We start from the raw sequence: 24,563 nt of genomic DNA on the forward strand, positions 1-24,563 counted from the left end.
GAGCTAAATGCTGAGTTAGAAATGTGTAGTGACTCGATTCACAAAGCAAAAATTAAATTTTATTGCGATTACGGTGAACTTTCAGGCGATGACTTTCGTAAGTCTGGCTACGGATGATTTTTTATCATCCTTTTTAACCCAATCTACAGGATGAGTATAATGAAAAAGTTTATAGTAAGTGCTAGCCTAATGCTGCTGGTAGCATGTAGTGATAGCGACGATAACAACACGGTAACACCGCCAACAACACCGACTCCAGAGTTTTCAGCGACTAAAACCTTCGAGCTAACTTTAAGTGGCAAACAAGAAGTTCCCATGAATACCTCCATGCAAACTGCAACAGCAAACATTGAACTAGATGAAACGCTAATGCAGTTTAGAGCAACATTGGACTACAGCGATGTTGATGGTTTTAGTGCTGCACACATTCATGATGGTGATTTAGGTGAAAATGGTGATGTGGCTTTTGCTTTTGAAGCATCAGGCGACAACCAAGCAAGTATTCCCATCACAGATCTAACCGAAACGTTGATGGCCGATATGCTAGAGGGTGATTGGTATATCAATCTCCACACAGAAAGTTTTCCAAACGGAGAGTTACGTGCCCAAATCGTACCGGACACCACCAGTATTATTACCTTTAAACTCAATGGATCACAACAAGTCCCTATGAGCGACTCCAGTGGTATGGGTGATGGCTACGCATCCTACGATAGCACCGATGGCGAGCTTTACCTGCGCGTGGTGACCTCAGGCGTTGACGATGCGACTGCGGCACACATTCATACTGGCCGCATTGGTGCCAACGGTGATGTATTAGTGGTACTTGAGCAAGACGATGAAGTAATGACTGACTGGGTGACTCCAGAGGGGACCATGATTGATGAAGCGACACTCAGTGTGCTGCTTTCAGGCGGACATTATGTGAATGTTCATACGCCAGCCCTACCTAATGGGGAGATCCGAGGCCAAATCCTCACTGACAACTATGCGGTTGCCACATTCGGGCTATCTGGGTCGCAAGAAGTACCAGCGGTTTCAACCACCGCCTCGGGTGATGGCTACGCGTTAGTTGATACTGAAGATTACAGCGTTGAACTGCGTGTGGTAACCTCAGGTGTGGAAGATGCAACGGCCGCACATATCCACACAGGTCGCATTGGTACCAACGGTGGCGTACTCGTGGCACTAGAGCAAAGTGCAGATGACATGAACGTATGGATGACCCCTGAAAACACCATGATTGACGCCGATATTTTCGCCGTGCTCACCTCAGGTGGCCACTATGTGAACGTCCACACGCCAGCGACTCCTAGCGGAGAGCTTCGTGGTCAAATCCTTACTGACAACTATGCACTAGCAACATTTAAACTCTCAGGCGCGCAAGAAGTACCAGCGGTTTCAACCACTGCCTCTGGTGATGGCTACGCGTTAGTTGATATGGACGATTACGGTGTTGAACTGCGTATTGTGACCTCAGGTGTGGAAGATGCAACGGCCGCACACATTCATACAGGCCGTATCGGCACCAACGGTGGCGTACTCGTGGCTCTAGAGCAAAGTGCAGATGACATGAACGTGTGGGCGACCCCTGAAAACACCATGATTGACGCCGATATTTTCGCCGTGCTCGCCTCAGGTGGCCACTATGTGAACGTCCACACGCCAGCGACTCCTAGCGGAGAGCTTCGTGGTCAAATCCTTACTGACAACTATGCCTTAGCAACATTTAAACTCTCGGGTGCGCAAGAAGTTCCAGCGGTTACAACTACCGCCTCTGGTGACGGCTATGCCTTAGTTGATACTGACGATTACGGTGTTGAACTGCGTGTGGTAACCTCGGGTGTGGAAGATGCAACGGCTGCACATATCCATACTGGTCGAATTGGTACCAACGGTGGCGTACTCGTGGCACTAGAGCAAAGTGCAGATGACATGAACGTATGGATGACCCCTGAAAACACCATGATTAACGCCGATATTTTCGCGGTACTTGCCTCAGGCGGTCACTATGTGAACGTCCATACGCCAGCGACACCCAGCGGCGAGTTACGTGGACAAATTCTTACTGACAATTTCACCTTGGTGGCATTTCCACTAAGTGGCGAGCAAGAAGTACCAGCTGTCACTACCACAGCAACTGGCAGTGGCTATGCATTAGTCAATGGCAACGACTTTAGCTTAGAGCTGCAAGTGTTAACAAGCGGTGTAGCAGATGCAACAGCGGCCCATATCCACACTGGTATGGCCGGAGAAAACGGTCCAGTACTATTGGCGCTTGAACAAGATGAAAGCGACGTAAATCGCTGGATGGCACCAGCAAATGCAGCACTAACTGCTGAAATTTTTGCGATACTGGCAAGTGGCGGACACTATGTAAATGTACATACTCCAGCGAACCCAAATGGAGAGTTAAGAGGTCAAATTCAATAATATAACGCGTTAGGCCCGCGCTCAGCGGGCCTATCACTACCGTGCAGTTGTTACAGAAAGCTTATGCAGACTAACTATGCCACATCGTCAGCTAGCGCAAGTTATGGTGATATTATCACTGACTCTCAGCAACTGGGTTGCCTAGCAAATCTGTGTGTATAAAAATAGTCTTGTTCGGCTGCTTATCGCCTAGATTTTCCAATTGAATATGAATCGTTCTATAAAATACACTACCATCTGCAAAAACGACCTTCACTTTGACATAAGCTGGGTTCGTATTTCCACTTAAGTTAAAACGCCAACTGTTTCCAGCAGTCCTTTGCGCATTACTCCAGTTCCCACCCGTTTCCATATACTGGACAGTATAACTTGAGCTTGGGCCATCTACAGTAAAATTAAACTGAATCGGATCACCGTTGTAATACTGGACAGTATCTGACGCGAACTCAACGGCACTTGATGCCTGAGAGTCTATACGTATTGCATCTATCGCGATATCTCCTCGATAACCTCCGTTTGCTGTCGCCAGAAATCTCAAATAACGTGTACCAGATGGAATAGCGGCACAAACATTGCTCCACTTACTACTTTCACTACTGTGCTGCTGACGATTGAACTCCATCAAAGTCACCCATTGTGAATCATTTGGCGAAGACTGAAGTGCAAGCGCCCCAACATCAGCTCCGTACATATGAAACCAGTAACAAATAACGCGTTCATTTCCTAACAGGCGTGGGCTTTTTAAAATTGCTGAGTTTCCCTGATTGTAAGCAGCACCATAAGAGGTTTCAAACAAGGCATAATAGTTGCCTTCTTTCGCTCCAGAAGGCCCTGTATAGCTCGTCGGGGCCACCCCCTGCTGACGAAGCCACATGTAGTTTCCTTCATTTTGCCAGTCTATCCCCCCCTCTAGACTCGTTGATAGATCTTGCAGTTCGGGCGGATTAAACGCAATCTCATCTATTGCTATATCACCCAAATAACCCCCTGCCGATACGAGTTTAAATCTAATTGCCGTATAATGGCTCAGATTTAAGTACACCTTATGCCAGGGGTCAGTAGAGCTCGTTTGAACTTGGCCTGATTGCTGCCAAACTTGTCTCCAAGTACCGTTTATGAGTGCCTCTACGGCGATAGTTCCGGCATGTGAACCATACATATGGAAATAAAAGCTTAGCCTTGAACCTGAAACATTTGCTTGTAAAATACCAGTGTCTCCTGCGCTATCTGCAGCACCTGTTGAGGTCTCCAGAAATGCGTAGGTTGCAGTGCCGTTTGCCCCAGATGAGGGACCCGTACTAGCAGTAGGCGTATAACCTTGATATCTACTCACCAAAAATGGTGTCGTGTTGGTAAAAAAGCCGAGGCTATTCTCAAAATCGGCTTTAATTAACGATGGAAGCGTAGGAGTTTGTATGAACTTCACCTGATCGAGAGCAATATCCCCTTTGTAATCCCCTTTAGCCGTTACTACAAAACGAATATTTGTCGGCATAGGAAAGCCACTTAAGCTCGCTGAGTGAACTTTCCAAGCCGCAGAGTGGCTTGCCTGCTGTTGCCCTTCAATTTGAGTAACTGTTTCCCATATTCCGTTTTTTACCGCTTGAAGCTCTAGTTTTCCTATGTGTTCACCGAACATATGGTAATAAAATTCTATCGAATCAGCTTCTATACCGTCAGCCTGTAAGATTGCAGTATCTCCGGCATTAAAAGCACCCCCTGTAGAGGCTTCAACAAAAACATACCCTCTGGTACCATTTGCGCCAGTCAGTGGCCCTGTATTTGGAGAAGGCGTTCCACCTTCTGCTATTGTTTCAAAGTTAAACGGCCCTTTATTCACAAAAGGTGAGAGCTGATGATTCTCAAATGATACCGTTTGATTGGTGAAGGCTGGGAAGCTAAAGATTGCAATACTTGCCAACAGTAAAGTATAAATAATACGCATTTTATTCCCTGATTAATTACAAATATACTCTGCCGCGGCTTCAATGCTCCAATTATCTTCAGTATCACACCTATTTTTTAAGTTGCCTTTAGAGTAAGCACATATATTCGTTTCTTCCCTTGAAATAAAACCCGTTGCGCCGTTAACACACTCCACTTTGTGGCTAGAGTTTTTCTCTTTTGAAAGCTTTTTAACCCCTGGGATACCCGTACCAGCGACCACTGAGAATGTTAAAATTAATGCAATTGATGTTAGTTTCTTCATGATGTTAAGTAATCTTTAATATTCTGTAAGGAGGAGGATTCTATTTTAACGAAAGCCTTTTGTCTAGGTATCAAACTGGACAGGCACTCTTAAAAGAAGCTTTAGGGCACTTCCGATTGCAATTTATTGCCCTTTCTATTGGCTATGGTAAAAACAACTTTGAAACAATGAAAAATGACGAACTCGATCGTCGGGTTTTTTGGTCATTTGATTAAATTTAGATATGCGAGCCCTACTTGACTCAAATCAGGTAACTGGCTCGTTCTATTAGGCATTTAAGCCTGCGCTAAAGTTAAGCAAATAACGTTTCGCTGATGTTGAGGTTTCGCCGTCGTTTGTGTTGTAGTTTTTCACAATACATATCTAAGCTATGTGGCTTACCCACTGCGCCATGGAAAACTTTTTCAAATTGAGTGGTCAGTTTTAGCCAGTTTTGGGCTTTGATATTCAATCGTTCAAGTATCGGGGCTTCGCTTTTTGTTATATACCCTCGTTTATCTGTACGTATACATTTTCCCGTTAATTCAACGAGCTCTAAGTAAGACTTAAGCTCAAAAGGCAAGCCCTTGGGCATGTGCTTGCGGGGACTGCCTATAAAGCGTGCAAGTAATTTGGATTGTTTAGCCATTTTGGCTTGTTCACAACGCATTTTGATACTGGTATGTTCTGACTCTTCGGGAGTGTTTGCCATTTTGGCTCGGAGCGGGTTTAAGTCAACATACGCCATGCACGCCATCAGTGCAGGTTCATCAAGTAGAGCTTGCGATTTAAAGCGTCCTTCCCAAAAATGCCCAGTACATCCATCTTCTTTGTTCGCTCTGCGCGCTATGTTTTCATTCAGTACACGCATAAACCAACTAATACTTGATAAACGCTGTCGGTATTTTTGTATTTCTTTATCTAAAAAATACCGTTGACCTTCGTCCAAGTACTCGCCCTTTAAGTACATATGTGCACATGGTGAGCCTTTAAAGAGCTTATGCCAGCGTATCAATATTGCCCTATCACTGAGTCGCTCAGTTTTTTTATCATCCACATACAATACTACATGAGTATGATTGCTCATCACCGCATAGGCACAGACATCAATACAAAAGACTTGGCCTAAGAACAGTAAACGCTCTTCAACCCAACTTCGCCGATGTTCATACGACCTACCCGTTAACTTGTCTTCGCCACACAAAAACGTCCGCCTCACACAACGAGAAACACAGTGATAATACCGAGTATCTGATAAACTGATTTGACACTTCCTTGCTAATCCCATCGTTCGCTCCTTGAACTGAGAATTTGAAATGATTTTGAAGAACTAAAAGCTTAGACAAGTCACTCAAAGTTTCAAGTTTGAGTGCCTGTCCACGTTTAGTTTACTCCAACCAGCAAGTTAGGGTGACTGTCCAGCTAATTTTGAGCCTCTCAAGGTATCAAGTTTGAGTGCCTGTCCACGTTAGTTGGTCGTCTAGCTATTAAACTAGAAATTTTGAAATGATCACGAAGAACTTAAAGCGTAGACAAGCCACTCAAGGTTTCAAGTTTGAGTGACTGTCCACGTTATTTTTAGTCCACGTTATTTTTAAGCTTAGACAAGTCACCCTTGGTTTCAAGTTCGAGTGACTGTCCACGTTAAATTATTAGGTTTCAAGTTCGAGTGACTGTCCACGTTAAATTAAATTACCTGTCCACGTTAGTTGGTCGTCTAGCTATTAAACTAGAAATTTTGAAATGATCACGAAGAACTTAAAGCGTAGACAAGCCACTCAAGGTTTCAAGTTTGAGTGACTGTCCACGTTATTTTTAAGCTTAGACAAGTCACCCTTGGTTTCAAGTTCGAGTGACTGTCCACGTTAAATTGATATTCTGGCTTAGAGAAGCCGCTAGTTTCGAAAAGTTCTGCTCGTTTACGGAGCTTAGATGATAGCTCAGATGCCAATTCAACAATATTTTCACCAAGCTCATTTAGCTCCTTAAAGTCACTTCGAGCTTTCATAACATCATTTTTACTGAAATCTGCACTAAACCAAATGTGCTCAAGTATTAACCAGATGTAAGAATTCTCAGGAGGATAACCTTCAAATTTATCAGCGTAATCAAATCTATCAATTAACTCGCTAAATGGACGTTTTAGCTCTTCTGCACGTTCAATCAATCGCTCCAATATAGGCCAGTAACTCATCCAAATAGGTTGTTCACCTTGATAACTTTCCAGCTCTCGTTGAATGAAAGCTTTGCAGAATTCCGTCGGGGTACTTTTTGGTAATGTCATTTTTATGTTTCCTTCATTTTGATTTTCCAACAGCATATCTTCTCCTATGAGTACGTCCGTATCCAAAGAAAAAATAATTCACCACCTTTAGATCGAAGCATAAAAAAGCCCCGCATTAGCGAGGCTATAGAATAAAAGCTCGTTTAGAAATTATCGTTTCTTTTCGGTGTAATCAATGACGAATAGAATTAGAGCTAAAACAATTGAAGCTGGTAATATTGCATATATAAAGCCATCAAGTATTCGTTGAAAACTTAATTCATACATTTCTCCATTCAAAGCTACTTTTAAAAATGTAAGCCCTGTTAAAATTCCAATGCAAACAATTGTCAATCTAAAAAATATTCTAAAACTAGTTCTAACACTCATTTTTAACACTCGAACATGACTCGCTAATTATCTTTTCACTACCTTGCGTTGCAGCTTCAGTACCAAGTTGTTTAGCCGTATCTCCGACCCCAGTCTTACCAAACGCTTTGTTTGCCGCAGCTCCTGCTATTTTCCCAACAGCTTTAACATGTGGTGCCAAGCTTTCCACAGCATTTTCGACTGCATTATCGACAATTTGCCCTGACGAAGTACCATCTAAAGAATCATTTACCATACCCGCACCAGTATTTAATACAGCTCCTCCCCCAACTGCCATAGTACCAGCAAGGACCTTTTCAGTGGTAGTCGCAACAATTTGCCCACCTGTCGAGATTGTCGTTTTTGCTAAGGAACTCAAACCACCTGTTGCAGCCCCCGCTAGCCCTGAAACTGCGGCTTTGGTTAAGCTAATCTCTTTACCAGTAAAGTATTGAGAAGCAAGTTCAACACCCGCACCTACTACAAAGCCTATTGCTAAATGAGCAAATTCTCCATCAGGATCAACATATTTATACGGATTGTTGTTCGCATAAGCATAACGATTGAAGCCATGTACAGCATTACCACGCCCAAGATGTCCTAAAGCATCAACAGGATCATTCGAATAGAAACGCCCGATAACTGGATCATAGTATCGTGCCTGCATATACATTAGTTACATGTACGATCCATTGTCACATTCTATAAAACAATAACCTCTCTCTCATTAAACCACGTCTCTAATGCTTTATTTTTCAATCCATTAGGATCACTTGTGTAAGCTACAACAGCTAAGCTTTTTTGCGCCCGACTACAAACAACGTAGAAAAGTCTCCGTGTTCTAGATACTGCTGAATCCTTATTCTGCGACTCATTCTCTATATCTTTGTTACTTTTTTCGACAGTCCCAAAAAGCTTCTCATAGCTAAACATGAAACCTCTAGCCTCTTTGTCATCAAGCACAGCCATTACTCTGTCAAACTGCAACCCCTTTACTCCTTGGTGAGTCGCAAAACCTAGCTGCCCGTTAGCATACAAAGCATAATTGACCAGTTGATCTACAGAGGCTGAAAGCGCTTGCTCCCATGCACTAGTAATTTTATCTTCGTTATCCTCGCTATCTTCATCGGATAAATCACTTTCTATGAGATGAATTGATATCTCACTGGGTATATCTATTAACCCTAGCTTCTTTATTAGCTTTAAAGCATTGAAAGTCGTCACCCCATTCTCCGCCAGCAATTCCTTAAGCTCTGTTGTCTTTGCTTTCGTATCTCGTAGTGAATCAAAGGGCGTACTAACAAATTCCACATTTGTTTCCGAAACTAGACTCCCATACGTTTTGACGATCTTCATGATGCCAAAATCATCATCCTGCTTAATAGAATTAATAAACGGAACTGCAACGTTAATTAAGAAAGCAAATTCTTTTCGGGAGCCGTCAATAGCACCATCTCTATATTTATCTATAGCGAATAGAGGAAGCAAAAAATCAGAAAACTGACCTCGTATAGCGGCCATTGCATGTTCTAATATCAAACACTTAACGGTTTCGGGAGCATCGATGCCTTCTGGGTTCTGAGAGGGCTTTTTCCACAATAAGTCATCTGTATCTTCCGCCATCTTCTCCCTGACATAGTTCTCAATGCTGTCTTTATCAGTCCGTGTCGAATCAGCTATAAAGAGTCGAACATGACCTGACTCTTCCTTGAAAGCGTCCTGTTGCCAACCATCATCGTCCTTCCTAATTGAATTAATAAGTTCAATTATTCTTCTTGGCGAACGGTAATTGGTTTTCTTATCAATGATTTTCCAGTCTTCGCTTAAGGATTCGGCGATATTGTTTTTCCCACCACCATAGATACGCTGCATTTGGTCTCCAATAATTCCAAAGCCAAAACTCTGTTTGTGCACCTCTCTTACATGAATAAATGCTTCAAGGAGGTTCTTAAAAGTGTCTTGGCTTTCGTCTATCAGTAATATTGGAAACTTTCTAATCAAAACTTGCTGTAGTAAAGGTTTATTGAGCAAAAAATAAGATGCTAATTCGATAACTTCAGCGTGATTTAAAGCTGCTTTACCACCAAGCATTTCAGTTGGGCTATATATAAAGTTCCGAACCTGCTTCAAGTTATCAATTCGCTCCAACGTTTTTTCCAATCTCGCTTTATTTTGCAGTGCGGTTTTATTATTGGGGTTTCGAGCCTTTGCTAGTTTTTCTTCCAACTCAATAACTTTATTGTTGAGTATTTCGGTTAAATACTCTTTTATATCTTCAGTATGTGAATATATTAAAGACCACGCAAAACTATGAATTGTAGAAACCGAAAAGCTTGCATCATAATTGAGGCGCTGTTTGATTTCCTCACAAGCTGCGTTTGTATAAGTTATAACGGCGACTCGTTGACCTAAACTAATCAGCTTATCTAGATCATTTTTCTTAATCTGCTCTAAGACATTAACTAAAGTCTTAGTTTTTCCTGATCCTGCTCCGGCAAATAGTAAAAAGCTCTGTGGCTTATTTAGATCTAGTAATCTATATATTTCACTGTCAATTTCATCTAGTTCATATTTAGTTTTCATGGCCTTCTCCACTACTAACTGGGAACTCTTTCGTTTCTGACAATATTGCACCAGAAAGCCAATCCAATCCCTCTGCTATATAATCAGGAACACTCAATTTCTCTGGCTCTATTTCATACAAAATATCCAACGCCATCTTAGCCTTTTGCCCCTTTTCAAGGGCCTTGAACATTGCCGTAGCACATTCGTCAAGAGTTTTCTCATCACATGCATCTTTCATGTGAGACAACATACCTGTTGCAGATTCCAACTCTTTAAGGGTTGATATGTTGGCTAATGCAAAGGCATCCTCAAATGTGTAAGGTATTGCTATTTGGTTATCAAATTCTCGTACTTCAGTTTTATTTTGGTATACAGCGCAGACATTGCCTTTTTGCTTGGCGCTAAACGGCAACTCAACTATTTCTTTGAAGTTTTTATCATCAAATCCAAGCCACAAGTTCAAGGTGTCACTGCCTGTGGAAAATTCTTCGGAAAGCTCAGGCTGTGCTTTTTTACCTTCTCCATTTTTTGCGTCAGCATCGGTAACGATTAGAGTCGGCATACCTAACAGCTCTATAAGAGAGCGCAATCGATGTGCATGAGCGCCACCAACTTCTAGTACAGATATGTAGCTGTTGTATAAAGTATCTGCGTAGTTGTTTTTAATAAAGTGTGGCAGGAGCACACGCTCGGCTGCTCCTTCTACTAGAATTATTCCATTCGCGAAAAATAGATCGCAGTGGGTAGTTTTTATATATCGGGAAACGAATTTTGCAGTCTGTAGCTCTTTAGGTTCTCGACGACGATCCTGTGAGAATACTGTTGCTAGATTCATCACCTCTGATGTAGGAACACTGAAAGAATCCTTAGCTGCCAACCTTTTGAAGTATCTTAATTTGTCAAAGTCAACTTCATGAGCTAGATAGCTTGAATGACTGCTAACAACCATCTGTGTTTTAAAGCTATCACTAACTTCATTTGACAAGACTTCGTAAGCTTTGCGAATAAATACCTGCTGGACTTGGGCGTGCAAGTGCGCTTCAGGCTCCTCAATCAGCACCAAATGTAATGGCTCTATCGAAGAGTCAGTTTTTAATCTTGCTTTGCCTTTTAATTGCCAACCATCTCTAAAACTGATGAGTTTAAAGATCATATAGATCAAATTTTTATATCCGAGTCCATTTAGGTTTTCTGGCAATTCAAGCTCCGCTCGCAAGGCTTCTGGTGCGGAGTCTCCAACCGAGAACTTAACCGCAGCTTCATGACTTAGTGACTCTATAGGGTCTAATTTTGAAGACAGCAAAATATGGGGATCACTAAAACCTGGATAACCTAAGTTCTCAATTTCTCCTATTGCGCTTCTAAAAGAACTTCTTAAACGATTATCAAATTCGGTTTGTGCGGAATCGATTGCCTTTAGCGCTTTCACATCTTCTTTATCTGGTAGGTCATTTGGATTTAAATGAGTATCAAAATATTCACTAAGTAACGGTGAGAGTGATTCTCCTTTGTTCAACCCTTTACTAGAAAGCGCATCAGAAAAGCCTCTTTGAGCATCTATTACGTTTACTTTAAATAAATTAGAAAAGGGGTAGCTATCTAGCTCTCGCCTTAAGTCCACGCTTGCTTCTGCGCGTTGATGCTCTGATGGTAAGAGAAAGCCTTTAATTTCAAAAAACCTATTTAGCTCTTTGCTCAGAAAATCTTTTAAACTTCTGGGCCATAGCTTGAATTCTTGAGAATCTTCACCTTCGATTGCGGTGCTCGCTTTATTAAAGCTTTCAATGTATTTGTCTCTTAACGACTCCGTATTCTTCGGTACGAATGCCAGTTTTACCCCTAATGGTTCACCATTCCAGTCTAAAGTTGGTATGAGGTGGCTTACGGCTACAACATCAGCGATAGAGGCATCGAGCCAAACATCTACAGAAGGGCACAATGATACCCATTCATCTAATGATTCAGCTTCAGATAAGTTCCCATCAACCCACATCTCTCCAATGGAATTAAGTTTAAGCCAATTACTTACCGTAAAGTCCGTAACATTCAACCGTCGTCCAGATTTTCCTAAACCAGACCTACTAGCGCCTGAATACTTATCTCTATCTAAAAAATATATGAGTGCATCCATTGCGGATGTTTTGCCACTATTATTTGCCCCAACAAAAACGGTTTGTCCCGACGATAATTCCACTTGAACATTTTCTAACTTGCGAAAATTGCGGATATCGAATCTTTTTATTTCCATATTTCACACCCTTGACAGCGAAGCGATTGGTCTCCAATTAACCTTTCTACAGTAACATACAAACCTTTTGTTTTTAAAAGCTATTTTTTACTTTAACGAACAAGCCACTATCGCTTTGTGCAGATGGGTGGGTATCAGAATACACGGCACTCAATTTAGCTCTGCTAACATGGGTATATATTTGGGTGGTGGATATGTCGGCGTGTCCAAGTAATTCTTGGACATGTCTTAGGTCTGCATCATTTTCAAGCATCTCGGTTGCTGTTGAGTGTCGATACAGGTGACAAGCTCCAGGGCGTTCGATGCCAGCTAACTTCACGTATTGAGATGCCATATCAGAAAGTTTGCCTGGTTTATAACGTTTACCATTGTTGGCAAGAAACAACGAGTTACCAGAGCCAATAAAAGCGAACATTGGCCTAACCTTGCCAATATATAGAACTAGCCATTCCAATGCTCGTTTACTGATGGGGATTAGCCTTTCTCGCTTCCCTTTGCCATGTACTCGAATTAGCTCGTTCTGAAAGTCAACATCGTCCAAATTGAGTTTTATAAGCTCCCCTCTGCGTATCCCAGTGGCAAAGAACACCTCAAGAATGACTCTATCCCTCAGCCCTTTAATACCAAACAGTAACGTTTGTCTGAGGATGCTTTCAATTTCATTGACGCTGTATAGCGCTTTAGGTAATTGAAACCCACGGCTTGGTAATTCGATGCTTGCTAACGAGTTTTCAACTAACAACCCTTTTCGATGCATGTATTGGACAAATGTTTTTACGAATGTCAGTAGACTTCGTTTCTGTGCATCACTTAATGGTTGGCCGTCAAGCTCCTTCCTGTAAACATTTAGATAAGCGTGGTACTCATCCATTAAATCTAGGTTTATTTGATCTATATAACGAACACCTTTCTCTACAGCCCAGTAATAGAACTTCTTCAGACCACTTCTTTTTCCTCGAATAGTATCTGAGGCTTGTCCCTTGGCAAGACAAAGCCACAGATAGTAAATGACACATCTCCAGATGTGCTTAGTGGACGGTTTTTCCATGAATCAACTCGCGTGCTACATTCATTCCTGTAACCTCAAAGTCCTCCGGTGATGGACGTGTCCAAATTACCACAGGCTTATCCCAGTCCCGAATACGTGGTGCAACCCGGTATCCAATTGCAGATACAATCTCACCAGCTTCGTTCATAGATGGGAAGACTACACAGCCCCTGAAGAGTTCATGTCCCGAAGCTCTCACCAATCCACAGCGTTGCAAAGCTCCACGAATTGCTCCGCCTTCAAATGAGCGGCGAGGTGGGATACTTTTTCCCATAGTTCGATCACAATAACCAATGAACTCACTGTGCCTAACATCTTCAGGAATGCGCTCAGATTCATTCACAAAAACACGAGCTAAATCATTATGCACAAATCGTTGATGGTAATACTCGAAAGCCTGATTGATATGTATATCATCTAAGCTGAGTTGACCAATTACGTTGGCAAACTCTGTCGGTAAGTTTGTTAAAGCCATTACGAGTCCCCTCTAGCATTTTTGCGACGGAAGTTGTCGCCTTCTAGTGCAATTTCAGTAGTACAATGATAGATGCGATCCATTAATGCATCAGTAGTACAATCTCTTTTGAATACGTCGTACCAAACATCCTTCTGATACTGCGAAGTGAGTATCAACGACGACTTTTCTGCACGTAAGTCTATAAGTTCAAACAGCAACTGGCGTTGATTGTTGGTAAGAGGCGAAAGTCCCCAGTCATCGATAACTAGTACCTTCACACGACAAAGCTTCTTCAAGAAAAGCTTGAGCTTTTCCAAACCTTCTCGCTCCTTTATCTCCATATCCCTGAGTAGCTCACTGTAACGATAGAAAAGCACCGAATGTCCATGCAATATTACTTCGTTCGCGATAGCACAACCTAAACGAGTTTTACCCGTCCCAGCCTTACCTGTTAATCCTAAGTTTTGTCCATACTTCATCCATCCTAATGTCGCTATATTATTGAGCTTTTCAACAGACAAATTTTGTGAATTGTCACCAGAAAAGTCGCTAAGGTGGGCATCAGGAAATCTCAATTTAGCAGCCTTTTGCAACCGTAGAATAAGTGCATCCGAATCAAAGTTAATCTGCTCTTCAACGGCCTTTTGAATACGCTCACTAAAACTGACATCTGCAAACTCAACGTTGTCTTCTTGAAGAGTAATTTCATTAAAAAAAGTGCTAAGACGCTTTTGAGTAAAAAACGCCTCCAAATGTTCTGGATTATTAAACATCTTTGCCTCCTTTATAGTATTCTGAGCCACGTAGATTGCTTGAATTAAGTAATTCAACAGGTACTTGATAATCTTCCTCATCCTCCAATAAGTCAGACTTAAGCAATAACTCGACATCTTCTACCTTTGTCCATTGGCGCTGTAGTGCATAGTTACAAGCTGCTTCTAATTTCTCACCGTACTTCTTGTAGAGTTTCTTAAGCATTGTGCAGCGCTTGCCTGCATGTCTGGATTTATCAGAACGGTGACCTTTATATTGAAGCTCAACAAATTTCATAACAGATTCACCAACAGCAAATGCCCAACGCAAAAACTCCAGTTTATTTTTCTTGGCTTCGTATTGGTGGCTTTCAGGCATACAATCCATAGGACGAGTCATGCCCATGATTTCGTTACTTAGCTTGTGTCGTATGACTTCCTTAGAGCCGCAATAAGCAATGAACTCAGTTGCCGTAATACGAACCTCAACCGTTTTACTACGGTATTGGTGGGGAATCGCGTAATCACGACCTTTGTGGTTGATCAAGTAATTGGCAGGTACTTTACGGGTATATCGTTTTATGTATGGCTGGTATGGCGTCTCTGGTAACCTTCCCAGTTCCTCTGACTGAAACCTAAAATCCCGACTGATCCCATACTTTTGCATTGTTGCAGCGTTAATTTCATTAACGCTTCCCAACAAACGAGCATTCAAGTCTTCATCGGAATAAAAGACTTCCTCCCGAATCCAATTAATATCCCTATCTTCAACGAACTGGACACCTTTTTCAGCATTTGCATTGTCCGGTGGAGTGCCAACTCTGGATGTGTCACAAAAGTTACCGTAATATCTTGCAAAGTCGTCCATGCGATCTGAAATTTCTGCTAATAGACCAGCTTTCTTGACCATCGCTTTAGCATTATCAAAATGAATCACTTCCGTAGTACCACCGAAAAATTCAACGGCTTTGATCAAGCAAGTAACCCATGAAAAGCCTGTCATGTCAGGAGTTGCACAAGCAAAAACTTTCTTTGAATAACCTAATACAGCCACAAAAACGTAACGCTTTAGCTTCTTTCCACCGCTATGAACAAACACAGTTAACCCCATGTAATCCACAAACATGACTTCGCCAGGTTCATATTCCTGCTTCATTTCCAATTTATGTGACTTAAGAAAGACTCGCACAAGCTCAAACCACCAAGAACGCCCCAAATAATTCTTGGCTCCATATTTATCCCTTTCTCTTAGAAAAATACTGAGCAGTCTCTTTCTCATCTTTTTAGGTTTTTTCCGGCACTCTTTGAGTATGAGAGCAAATGGTGGTCTAGGTTTACTTGAGGTTCGAGATTTTCGGCTTGGGTACAATAAATCAAGCAATGGATCGTCATCCATCTTGTCAAAGTCAGGTAAAGGCAATGACAAAGCGAATACCCTTACAAACAAACGCCCAACAGATTGATGTGAAGTGTTAAATAATCTGGCAATTTTTCGAGTAGACTTGTACGCATACAAATCTTCTTTTGTAATAAATGCTCGTTCAATGCCGTCTTCAACGGCTTTTGCTACTAATAATAAAAAAACACGGATAAAATCCTGTACAACTCCTATATCTACAGTTTTCATGGTTCACCTCTGTATTAATAACAAAGATGCAGACTGCACCGTATCGCCATCAAAAGTGGCAACTTGACAGTGCGCGGATATGAACCATACTTACAGCATCGGATGGAGATTCGATAAAGTATTTAGAGCCTCGCAGCTGCAACTGCGGGGCTTTTTCATTTCTGCACCAAGTTCATTTTCAATTGATAAATAGTGTTAGATTTACGACATCATGAACCTCCTTCCTTTGATTTGGCCTTTATTCGTTCTTCTGCTAACCATCTGGCGACATCTCGGCTAAGCGCAAACCTGCCGCGTCGATTTGGTAGCGAAAAGATTTCGACAGGCACCGAGTTTCGAAATATTGCCTGCCTGAATGCATCGGCACTGGGGTAACCAAGCGCCGAATAGAGTCTTTCACCAAACAGTAGCGGGCCGATATGCGTATATAACTCTGCTTCTATTTGTAGTCTTAGCTGTTCAAGCTCATCGGTATATTTGTTCATCACGGTCTGTCACGGTTACTTATTACTTGGAACATAGATGCTCGTACAGAGGGTTGCCATGAGGATGGTTAAAACAAACGATCCTCTAATTCATGGGCTATAATTTACGGATGTTTTCGTGACAGAACGTGACGGAGGACGGCATGTCCCACTCGATGTTCAAAACGGAAGAAATAAAAACACTAAGGATTTCAAGCTATCTCAATTTCGTCTGTAACAGGGCTGGAATAGAGCTGACGGGGTATCAGTTTGAGCGTTACTTTGAGCCGGAGAAAGTAATCCGTGATGAGGCAACTAAGGCTGTAAAGCGCAGTTGTAAGTATGATCGCTATATCTATAAGTCAGTGTGCCCTAATCACGATACTGCAATGCTGATAGAGTCCAAAACAAGTGGCTCTATTGAACTGCTTTACAGTCCAATTTGGCGAGTTCTAGATTGCATTGTAAGTGGCAATGAGCTTAATTCCAGTATCGAAGAATTACATCTTGTGGTTCAGCAAGAGTTGTTAAAAAGTAAACGCGACTCCACCAACCGTTACGTTAGAAAATCAATCTCTACGACAAGCCTTGAGAATCTTATGAAAGCTGGTGATTTTCATGGTATATGTGGGTTGCTTATCTTACTTTTTGGAACTGACAGAACGCTTTTAAAGCCATCTCGATTGTCAGTTGAAAAACGTCTTTTTGAAATGCTAGTTAACATTGCAGCTGCTGAATATCCAACTGAGCTAATTTGGAATATCTACCAGTGCTACTTCCCCTATCTACCTCGTAGAGCCACTCGTAAGGAGCTAACTTACGATGAATTTAAGTTCAAAGTTGCTCAAAAGAATAAGCTCTTAACTTTAGCAACAAACAAAGGTCATATCATGTTTGTTGAGGAGCGTTATCGATTCTTAAACCTAATGTTTTCCGGTGACTGCCAGCTCATCAAACGTGAACTCAAATCACCTGGAAACGTACTGGTAAATAAAGGTGAAAAGGTAAGAAATCTGTTCTGGTTAGTAAAAAAACTCAACACGTTGCGCCCTTATGGCGATAGAAGACGTTTCATCTATAACTAAATGTCTAATATTGACTATGGAATGCAGCTATAAAATTGAGGATCTTTTTTGCATTATTTAAAACTAGTCACTGCTTCTGGATTCTTTATCACAAGTTGTTACCTGTAATTAGATATTTTTTAAGTGATCTTGAAAGGTAAAATAATTGTCTTTTTTTGATTTAATTTTCAATCAGTGTTCCAACTACTTTGCTTTGAGTGTTCCAACTAAAACGATTCACTGTTCCAGATAGAGAGGATCTGATGGTTCAACTAACCGGACTATGCAACTGCATATTCCGGTGTTCTAGTGCCAATAATAAAGTGAGTCTGAGCCACTAACTTTATTTACTTGGAACACTTAGGCTGAGTTACTGGAGCAAAGTGAAGGTTATGATTTTTTATGACAGGTTGGTACTTAAGAAGGCTCGTAGATGACTAAGCGTAGCCGTTCCTTTAACCCGTTACATCCGATACGGTTACGCGCTCTAATAGTAGAAGCACCAACTCACGTTGGAAGTATTGGAATTCATCAGGGATATTGAGATTAACAATTTTTGATAAGTGTGCGTTTCCGGTGTACAGGCTAATGCGGTCTATATGAGCTTGCTCAAAAACGTAAATTTTGTCTGCCCATTCAAGCAACTCTTCTGAGCATAAAGTTGATCCTGCTCTGGCTACATACTTTGCACTTAACCCAGCAGAGCGATAGGCGTTTTGCTTATCAAACGCTTGAAATAGTTCTTCAGCGGTTTTGCTACGCTGGATATTAGCCGTACAAAGAAAGTGAGTGTTCATTTCGCATCATGTTCAACGATTTATAGCCCAATTATAACAAAGCCCCGCGAGTTGCGAGGCTTTCATAGCAAAAAACAGTATCATGGAATGCAGGCTACTTATACAGCAATCCGAGCAAGCCTTCATTCCAACAAGACTTATAAGAATCTCCTTTTACATAACGATCAAACTCTTTTTTGCTTACTATCAACTTAGAAGTGCTATTCCCCTTATCTAATTCGATAATAAAAGTGGAAGTAAGACCTGATTGTCTATCTATCTTTTTATCGATAACTTTTCCATCAAAACAAGTTTCTGTCTGAGTACCTATATTTGCGTTAATTACTAATACATACCCTGTTGTCATCAAGCATAGGACTCCACTTTTAAGAGTTTTATCAATAAAAAATGATAACGCTCTAATAACCCCGTGAGTCTTAAACACACGCAATGTGTACGCGATAACTACAATGGCTATTACACTGCCCAAATACTTGAACGTGAACCAAAAAGGGATATTTAATTGATAGCTGTAACTAAGTATTGGAAAGATTCCACCAATACAAAACACGACAGCTAAAAAACTGCCGTATTTTGTTAATATGTCACTAATAGGTAATGATTTTTTCATTTATTGTTTGTCTTTCTCTAGATCTTTCGCGACTTCATTTGCCACGGCTTGTGTTCCGACATTAAGTGTATCAGCAACTACAGTCGCGATTGCAGTACCAGCAACAGAGTTAACTGTTTTTGTCCCTGTGGACGCTAAAATCGCCCCCGCACCTGCTCCAGGAATTAACCCTCCTGCCGCTGAAGTCGCAACTTGAGTCATATTTACTTCCTCTGCTCCTCCAACTATCTGCCCTGCGGCATTTGATGCCCCAGATGTCGCTGCCATTTTCAACGAGCTGCTCCCCATTGTACTTAATGCACTTGAGGCTGAACTAGCTTTAAATGACATATCAGCAGCCTTTCCAAAACCAACTAAGCTAGTTCCTCCAGTAACCCCAGCCAGTAAGCCTATTCCTGCACCTACACCAGCTCCTTTCATAGTGGCATCCCAATCACCACCACTTTGCATATAAGAAGAAACACCACCAGTTATCGCGCCTACCGTAGCTCCGATTGCACCTAATGCAAAATTAAAAAATTCACCGTCTGGGTCTGTATATTTATAAGGATTATTATTTACATACATATAACGGTTGAACGACATAACAGGGTTTTTAGCCGTATAACCAACAGGATCATTCGAATAGAACCGACCTATGACTGGATCATAGTATCGTGCCTGCATATAATTTAGGCCTAACTCTTTATCAAACTTGTGGCCTGTGTAACCAATATCGTCTGGTGCTTCCTCAATTGATTCGCCATATGGGCGATAATGTTGGCGTTCTACTGACGATGTTCGCGGTGTGACATGACCATATTTCGCTATTAGCTGGTTACCGAGATAAATATAGTTTATACCTTCACCTGCTATATTGTTGCTTTCCTCTCGAAATAATAATTTGCCTGATTGACTATATAAACTGTAACTAGTTCCTTTTGTCTCGACCTGCTTTACTCTGCGGTTATGTCCGTCATATAGAAATGAGTTACCTTTTGCTGACACTAATTGATTGGCCAAATTAAACTGCAACGAATAAGCACCGTTATTCATTACGTTGCCACGATTATCATACGCTATTGAACCATACTTGCCGCCGGTTCCCTGCCCTTGCACGTTCAAAAGTCGATTCTTGGTTCTATCATAAGAATACGTTAAGTTTCTATCTTTGCTCTGATACGACTCTATATTGCCAAGTCCATCGTATCTAATCGCGCTGTTTCCTATACTCGCCCCCCCCGAAACCGAAGTAAGTCTATCTAAATCATCATAATTCAGACTTGTCAGGCTAAATCCACTATCAGTGCTATCCAAAATAGAGGTCACGTTTAAGTTGTTATCAAATGCATAGTTTAAGTTAACAATGTCGCCACCACTTTTACTGTGCTTTAATACATCAGGGAGCAAGTTCGATGCATTACGCGTCAAGTTATAAACGACCCCATTACCATACGTGAAGCTTTTCAACATACCTGTTGCGTAATAATTTGCGTTAGTAGCAAACTCAGTCTCTACCGTATTTCCTTGAGCATTAAGTTGAACTGCCTGAGTTGGCTCTCCAAAACCATTTGGACTGTATTGCACCGTTGTGCCATCGGGGTAGGCTAAATAACTTGCATGTTGTAAGGCATTGTAGCCGTGATCAATCTCGAGAGGCAATTGCCCAGTTATTGTCAGTCGTTCGAATTCAAGAAGGTTTTGACTATTATATCCATAGCTATGGCTAACATTGCCCGATACCAATGTAGTAAGGTTACCATTGTTATCAAGTGTATAGGTCACAGAAGGTGTACCACTATTGCTAGGATAATTTATTCTATGTAGGCTGCCAATATTGTCATATTGAAAATCTGTGGCGCCTGTAGGCTTAGAAGTGACACAACTTGTATTGGTAACGCCATCCTTTTTCCATACTAATTGACCGAGTTCATTGTAATGAAACAGGGTATTTCCAAATTCAGGACGAACAATTAAACAAAGTTGATTCTTTACATCGTAATACCGACTCTCTGTTGCCGATACAACTGTATTGTCCTTAGAGCTTTTACCTGATTGTGTGACAGATTCTACAAGGCCAAATAAATTAACCTCTATGCTAGTATCTACTTCCTCGGGTGAATCAATAAATGTTGCAACGTCATAACTGGGTGCACCAAAGGCCTGATAGGTCGTTGTGGTAACGTTTCCAAGTGGGTTTGTTACTTTGATCCTATTGTTGTTCAAGTAATGGAAGTTTTTGCTTCCAAGCCCTGATACACTGACTCGTTGCTTCCTGCCTAAACTATCATATAGAGTGGTCTGTCCTTTCGTTTCAGCACTTGTGTTACTTGCTACTGACGCAAATGTTTGACGACCTTCAAAGTCATACCTGAAATTTTGGTATCTCGTACTCGTAAAGGGGTCTTTGTATGTTGTAAGATCTGTTATTTTAGTTTGTACTAAACGCAGCAATTGATCATATGTTTCTACTGTTTCAACACTAGCCGTGTCTACACAGTTCTTACTGGCATTAAGCTCACAACGTTTAATAGTGCGAGTGTTATTAGCATCATTCCAGCTGAACTTAGTATCAAGCCAGTTCATATCTGCATCATTAGCCAGATCTATAGACGTAATTCGTCCCAAATCATCATAGCCATACTTGGTTATTACATCGTTTAGATCGGTAACCTCTGTCACTAATCCAAAGTCATCAACAACCGCTTTACGACTAATTGTGCCAGAACCATACCTGTTTGGCATCGTTGCCGTCTGAGGCACACCCGCTTTATAATCAGCAAACTCAACGTAGTTTGTGTTGTCATTAGCACCTAGAATAACCTTTCTGAGCAAGCCATTGTTATGATAGGAGGCAAACTTTTCGACGCGGCTACCATGTAAGTGCCTTTCACTAGGAAGCAGCACGCCTCCGGCACTTGTTGGACCAACGTTAGTAAACACCGCATATTTATACTCTTCAGCGACAGTAAACGTTTCTTTATCTTCAGAAACCGCTATTGTTTCAGGTAAATTCAAGCTCCACGTACTGAGATCATGACGAAAACCTCTTTGAATATACTTTTTATTTTCAGGATCAAAATAATATTCTATTAGCGTTGGTTCACCAAAAGCGTCATCATAGCTCAGGATATTGGTGTTATAAATTGTCTCATTTGTGCCATCAAGCAAGGTTACTTTCCGGTTCGACATATGAATGTAGCTAGTATGCGTTGCAGTATTTTCACGGCCCATTCCCGTCCAACCCAAATAGTCACCCAAAATATATTCAGTGTGTACTTTCTTTAAGTCTGCCCCGTCCTTATTTCGATACAATGTAAGTATCTCTTTATTCTCATATGGGTTTTTTGTGTGATTGGCTTCGTTTATTAAGCTTCTTCTATCAAAAAAGTGATAAGACACAGACATATCTGGCGCGGTTACTTTTGTGTACTTAACATCGCCTAGCGCCAAATTTAAGTCAGATGAAAACTGTTCATCAACACCTGGTTTAGCTACGTTTAAAAAGCTACCCGCATTTTGAGAATAGTCATATTTCCATGTGTATATTTCGCTACCAGCGGTAATTTTCTTCTCTTTAAGCGACAATGTCTGAATACAACGTTTGAGCAATGGGTATTTTTGTTCTGGATCTCTATCTGTAGAGTCGTAGAGTTCTTCAATCCCAGTTCGTCCGTGAATTGTATCTTGTAGTTTAAATGCTACGGTTGCCAAATTTGGCGTTGTTACACTTAAACTCAACTCATTTTGATCTTGAATTAAACACTCTTCGCTTCTATCAAGCCTCGTACGCGAAAGTAATTTACGGGCGAAATCAAACTTCCACGATTTACCCTCGGGCAATTTTACTTCTGTAAGCTTGCCATTATCATATACATACTCCCACGTTTTGCTTCCAGCAGTGATAGAATCCAATTGAATTGATATCATATCTTTATATGCAAGCGAAACTTGTCTACCATCATTAGACGTAATTTGGGTTAATTTTTTTGGATAAAAGTAGCTTGGCATTTCGAGGCGCACATCTGTCGTATGTGCTTCGTATGTATATTCAACCCAATTACCAAACTTATCTACCACTTTATCAACATAGTAATGAACTTCGTAAACGAAAGGCCTTTTAATACTATCAGGATCTTTACCACTGCTAAATGTTTCTACGTAGTTACTCTTTTTAAACACAAGTTGGTTAAAATAGTATTTTGTTCCATCGGGTGACTTAGCAACAAACCCTTGATATGAACCCTCTCCGAAGGTATGTCTCGTACTATCACATGTGACTTCCCAATTGGATTGGGTAACATACTTGGTAACAGGCTGCTCTTTCCAATCATACGGGTCAACACCTTTTAGCATCAACTTGGCGTTTTCTCTATTTGGAACGATTAAGTTTAGTCCCGATGTATATGCCTCTGGGGTGTATCTATAACCGCTGTCACTAATCTCGTATGAAATAGCTTTTTCGCAGTTATTATAAATATTATTGCGGTCATCGTCATAAAAGGGCGAGATAAAGCCATCCAAATCAACAATAGTTCGTGCTTCTATTCGCGGTAACTCCAACTGCCAGTCGCCCAGCATATTCTCCGAGGCACCAAAACTTCTCGTAGGAGAAAAACTTCTATGTACTGATACATCTAAGCCACTGTTACCTGGGATGCTGACATCCATGTGCATAAAACTTAGTGAACCATTTGACATCGCCAACTGGTCACCCGCCACATCACTGCCATCAGCAGTAACTTCCGACCCAACATTATATCGTTTCATATACTGTTCCATGGTGGGAACACTATTGATATTTATTCAACACTCATTGCACTAGATGATACTAGTGCTAAATACAATGTTGTATTACGCAACCACATCGTGAATCTCCATACTAGAAATTGTTTTAAAATCCATTCAATAATCAGAACATACTGCTGCTCACCGAAATTAAAGCCTCCTCAAACCATAAAAAGCACAACCTATAGTCGTTGACAACCCAAGTTACAGTGGCTTCCGATGCAAAACACGCAAAGAAACCTAACAGAGTAGAATTTTAGAAGTACCTAAATAATGACCTAGCAATTACAGCCAGCAATTGAATTTATTTATATTTTTCGCCAAAAACGCTATTCCCTTAACCGAGACACCAAAGATGACTCCTATAAGATTTAAGAGAAAGATCACCGTACATTCGTGACTTCAAGCGACGAATTATAAAACGTAAGGTTTAAATGTAAACCTTTTATAGGAACTTGCCAGCATAACTTTTTGTTTGTAAAGGACATTATATCATTCACACTCCACGTATCAAAACATATGTAACTGAAAAGTTAAATAACCGAACTCATCAATTACTTCCATCTGTTGTTAAGGTCGGAAACTACGTTAATGAAGTCTCACTCGACTTCATTTCCCACGCAAAGTATCTGCTCATTATTTCTTAAAAAAACTCTATAATAATCTTCGCATTTATCATTATAATGACCACTTGAAACACTCCAATACAACCAAGCGTAGTTGCAATACCAGCTTTCGCGCCGTATTGCAGGCAGTTTCCAAGCCCTATAAACAAACTTACTGAAATATAAAGAACTTCTTGTCTTAGTAACCATTCAATCAGTTGTTTTTTGCTCATAATTCCACATCTTTTTGAACAACACTTGCTGTTGTGTCAACCGCAATTTTAGCTGTTTTCACATCAGATGATG

At 41.1% G+C, this 24,563-nt stretch carries 18 protein-coding genes; 2 read left to right on the forward strand and 16 right to left on the reverse strand.

Translation table 11 applies throughout. From position 1 onward, the window contains the following. Positions 1-159: 159 nt before the first annotated feature. A complete protein-coding gene (locus C2M32_RS18535) occupies positions 160-2,433 on the forward strand; it encodes a CHRD domain-containing protein (protein WP_105169786.1) in 2,274 nt (757 codons plus the stop codon). Between the two features lie 115 nt (positions 2,434-2,548). Here the strand turns inward: C2M32_RS18535 and C2M32_RS18540 are convergent, their stop codons facing one another. From C2M32_RS18540 to C2M32_RS18595, 12 genes are all read right to left on the reverse strand, one after another. Beyond that, positions 2,549-4,378 carry a hypothetical protein gene (locus C2M32_RS18540; protein WP_105169787.1) on the reverse strand — a complete coding sequence of 610 codons (1,830 nt, stop codon included), beginning with the start codon at positions 4,376-4,378 and terminating at the stop codon, positions 2,549-2,551. Positions 4,379-4,390: 12 nt separating this feature from the next. Then, the gene (locus C2M32_RS18545) at positions 4,391-4,642 is read right to left on the reverse strand and encodes a hypothetical protein (RefSeq protein ID WP_105169788.1); all 252 of its coding nucleotides are present in this window, start codon (positions 4,640-4,642) and stop codon (positions 4,391-4,393) included. 292 nt (positions 4,643-4,934) lie between these two features. Next, positions 4,935-5,909, reverse strand: coding sequence for a transposase (locus tag C2M32_RS18550; protein WP_105169789.1), 975 nt, complete (start codon positions 5,907-5,909; stop codon positions 4,935-4,937). Between the two features lie 498 nt (positions 5,910-6,407). Continuing rightward, positions 6,408-6,905, reverse strand: coding sequence for a hypothetical protein (locus C2M32_RS18555; protein ID WP_158678277.1), 498 nt, complete (start codon positions 6,903-6,905; stop codon positions 6,408-6,410). 358 nt (positions 6,906-7,263) lie between these two features. After that, on the reverse strand, positions 7,264-7,926 hold the full coding sequence (locus C2M32_RS20925; RefSeq protein WP_234401349.1) for an RHS repeat-associated core domain-containing protein: 663 nt from the start codon (positions 7,924-7,926) through the stop codon (positions 7,264-7,266). A 29-nt stretch (positions 7,927-7,955) separates the two neighbouring features. Then, entirely contained in the window at positions 7,956-9,836 is a 1,881-nt protein-coding gene (locus C2M32_RS18565; protein WP_105169791.1) for a UvrD-helicase domain-containing protein, read from the reverse strand. After that, positions 9,826-12,066: an ATP-dependent nuclease gene (locus C2M32_RS18570; protein ID WP_105169792.1), complete on the reverse strand. Its 2,241-nt coding sequence runs from the start codon at positions 12,064-12,066 to the stop codon at positions 9,826-9,828. Before C2M32_RS18570 ends, C2M32_RS18565 begins: the two co-directional genes overlap by 11 nt. Positions 12,067-12,139: 73 nt before the next feature. Then, positions 12,140-13,114 (reverse strand): tyrosine-type recombinase/integrase, encoded by a 975-nt coding sequence (locus tag C2M32_RS18575; RefSeq protein ID WP_105169793.1) that lies wholly within the window; start codon positions 13,112-13,114, stop codon positions 12,140-12,142. Beyond that, positions 13,095-13,589 carry a hypothetical protein gene (locus tag C2M32_RS18580; protein ID WP_105169794.1) on the reverse strand — a complete coding sequence of 165 codons (495 nt, stop codon included), beginning with the start codon at positions 13,587-13,589 and terminating at the stop codon, positions 13,095-13,097. The genes C2M32_RS18575 and C2M32_RS18580 overlap by 20 nt, the downstream gene beginning before the upstream one ends. Further along, on the reverse strand, positions 13,589-14,344 hold the full coding sequence (locus tag C2M32_RS18585) for an ATP-binding protein (RefSeq protein ID WP_158678278.1): 756 nt from the start codon (positions 14,342-14,344) through the stop codon (positions 13,589-13,591). The genes C2M32_RS18580 and C2M32_RS18585 overlap by 1 nt, the downstream gene beginning before the upstream one ends. Further along, a complete protein-coding gene (locus tag C2M32_RS18590) occupies positions 14,337-15,950 on the reverse strand; it encodes a DDE-type integrase/transposase/recombinase (protein ID WP_105169796.1) in 1,614 nt (537 codons plus the stop codon). Before C2M32_RS18590 ends, C2M32_RS18585 begins: the two co-directional genes overlap by 8 nt. 209 nt (positions 15,951-16,159) lie before the next feature. Beyond that, the gene (locus C2M32_RS18595; RefSeq protein ID WP_105169797.1) at positions 16,160-16,435 is read right to left on the reverse strand and encodes a hypothetical protein; all 276 of its coding nucleotides are present in this window, start codon (positions 16,433-16,435) and stop codon (positions 16,160-16,162) included. 155 nt (positions 16,436-16,590) lie between these two features. On the opposite strand from C2M32_RS18595, the gene C2M32_RS18600 reads away from it, so the two are divergent. Further along, positions 16,591-17,499, forward strand: a complete 909-nt coding sequence (locus tag C2M32_RS18600; protein ID WP_105169798.1) for a hypothetical protein — start codon at positions 16,591-16,593, stop codon at positions 17,497-17,499. Between the two features lie 434 nt (positions 17,500-17,933). On the opposite strand, the gene C2M32_RS18605 is transcribed toward C2M32_RS18600, so the two are convergent. From C2M32_RS18605 to C2M32_RS18620, 4 genes are all read right to left on the reverse strand, one after another. Next, positions 17,934-18,275 (reverse strand): phosphotyrosine protein phosphatase, encoded by a 342-nt coding sequence (locus C2M32_RS18605; RefSeq protein ID WP_105169799.1) that lies wholly within the window; start codon positions 18,273-18,275, stop codon positions 17,934-17,936. Positions 18,276-18,369: 94 nt separating this feature from the next. Next, entirely contained in the window at positions 18,370-18,885 is a 516-nt protein-coding gene (locus tag C2M32_RS18610) for a hypothetical protein (RefSeq protein ID WP_105169800.1), read from the reverse strand. Next, complete coding sequence (locus C2M32_RS20930) at positions 18,886-23,634, reverse strand: RHS repeat-associated core domain-containing protein (RefSeq protein WP_158678279.1); 4,749 nt, start codon at positions 23,632-23,634, stop codon at positions 18,886-18,888. A gap of 661 nt (positions 23,635-24,295) precedes the next feature. Continuing rightward, positions 24,296-24,490, reverse strand: a complete 195-nt coding sequence (locus C2M32_RS18620; protein WP_105169802.1) for a hypothetical protein — start codon at positions 24,488-24,490, stop codon at positions 24,296-24,298. Positions 24,491-24,563: the final 73 nt, after the last annotated feature.

The organism is Pseudoalteromonas sp. T1lg23B (assembly GCF_002964665.1).
Classification (GTDB): Bacteria; Pseudomonadota; Gammaproteobacteria; order Enterobacterales; family Alteromonadaceae; genus Pseudoalteromonas.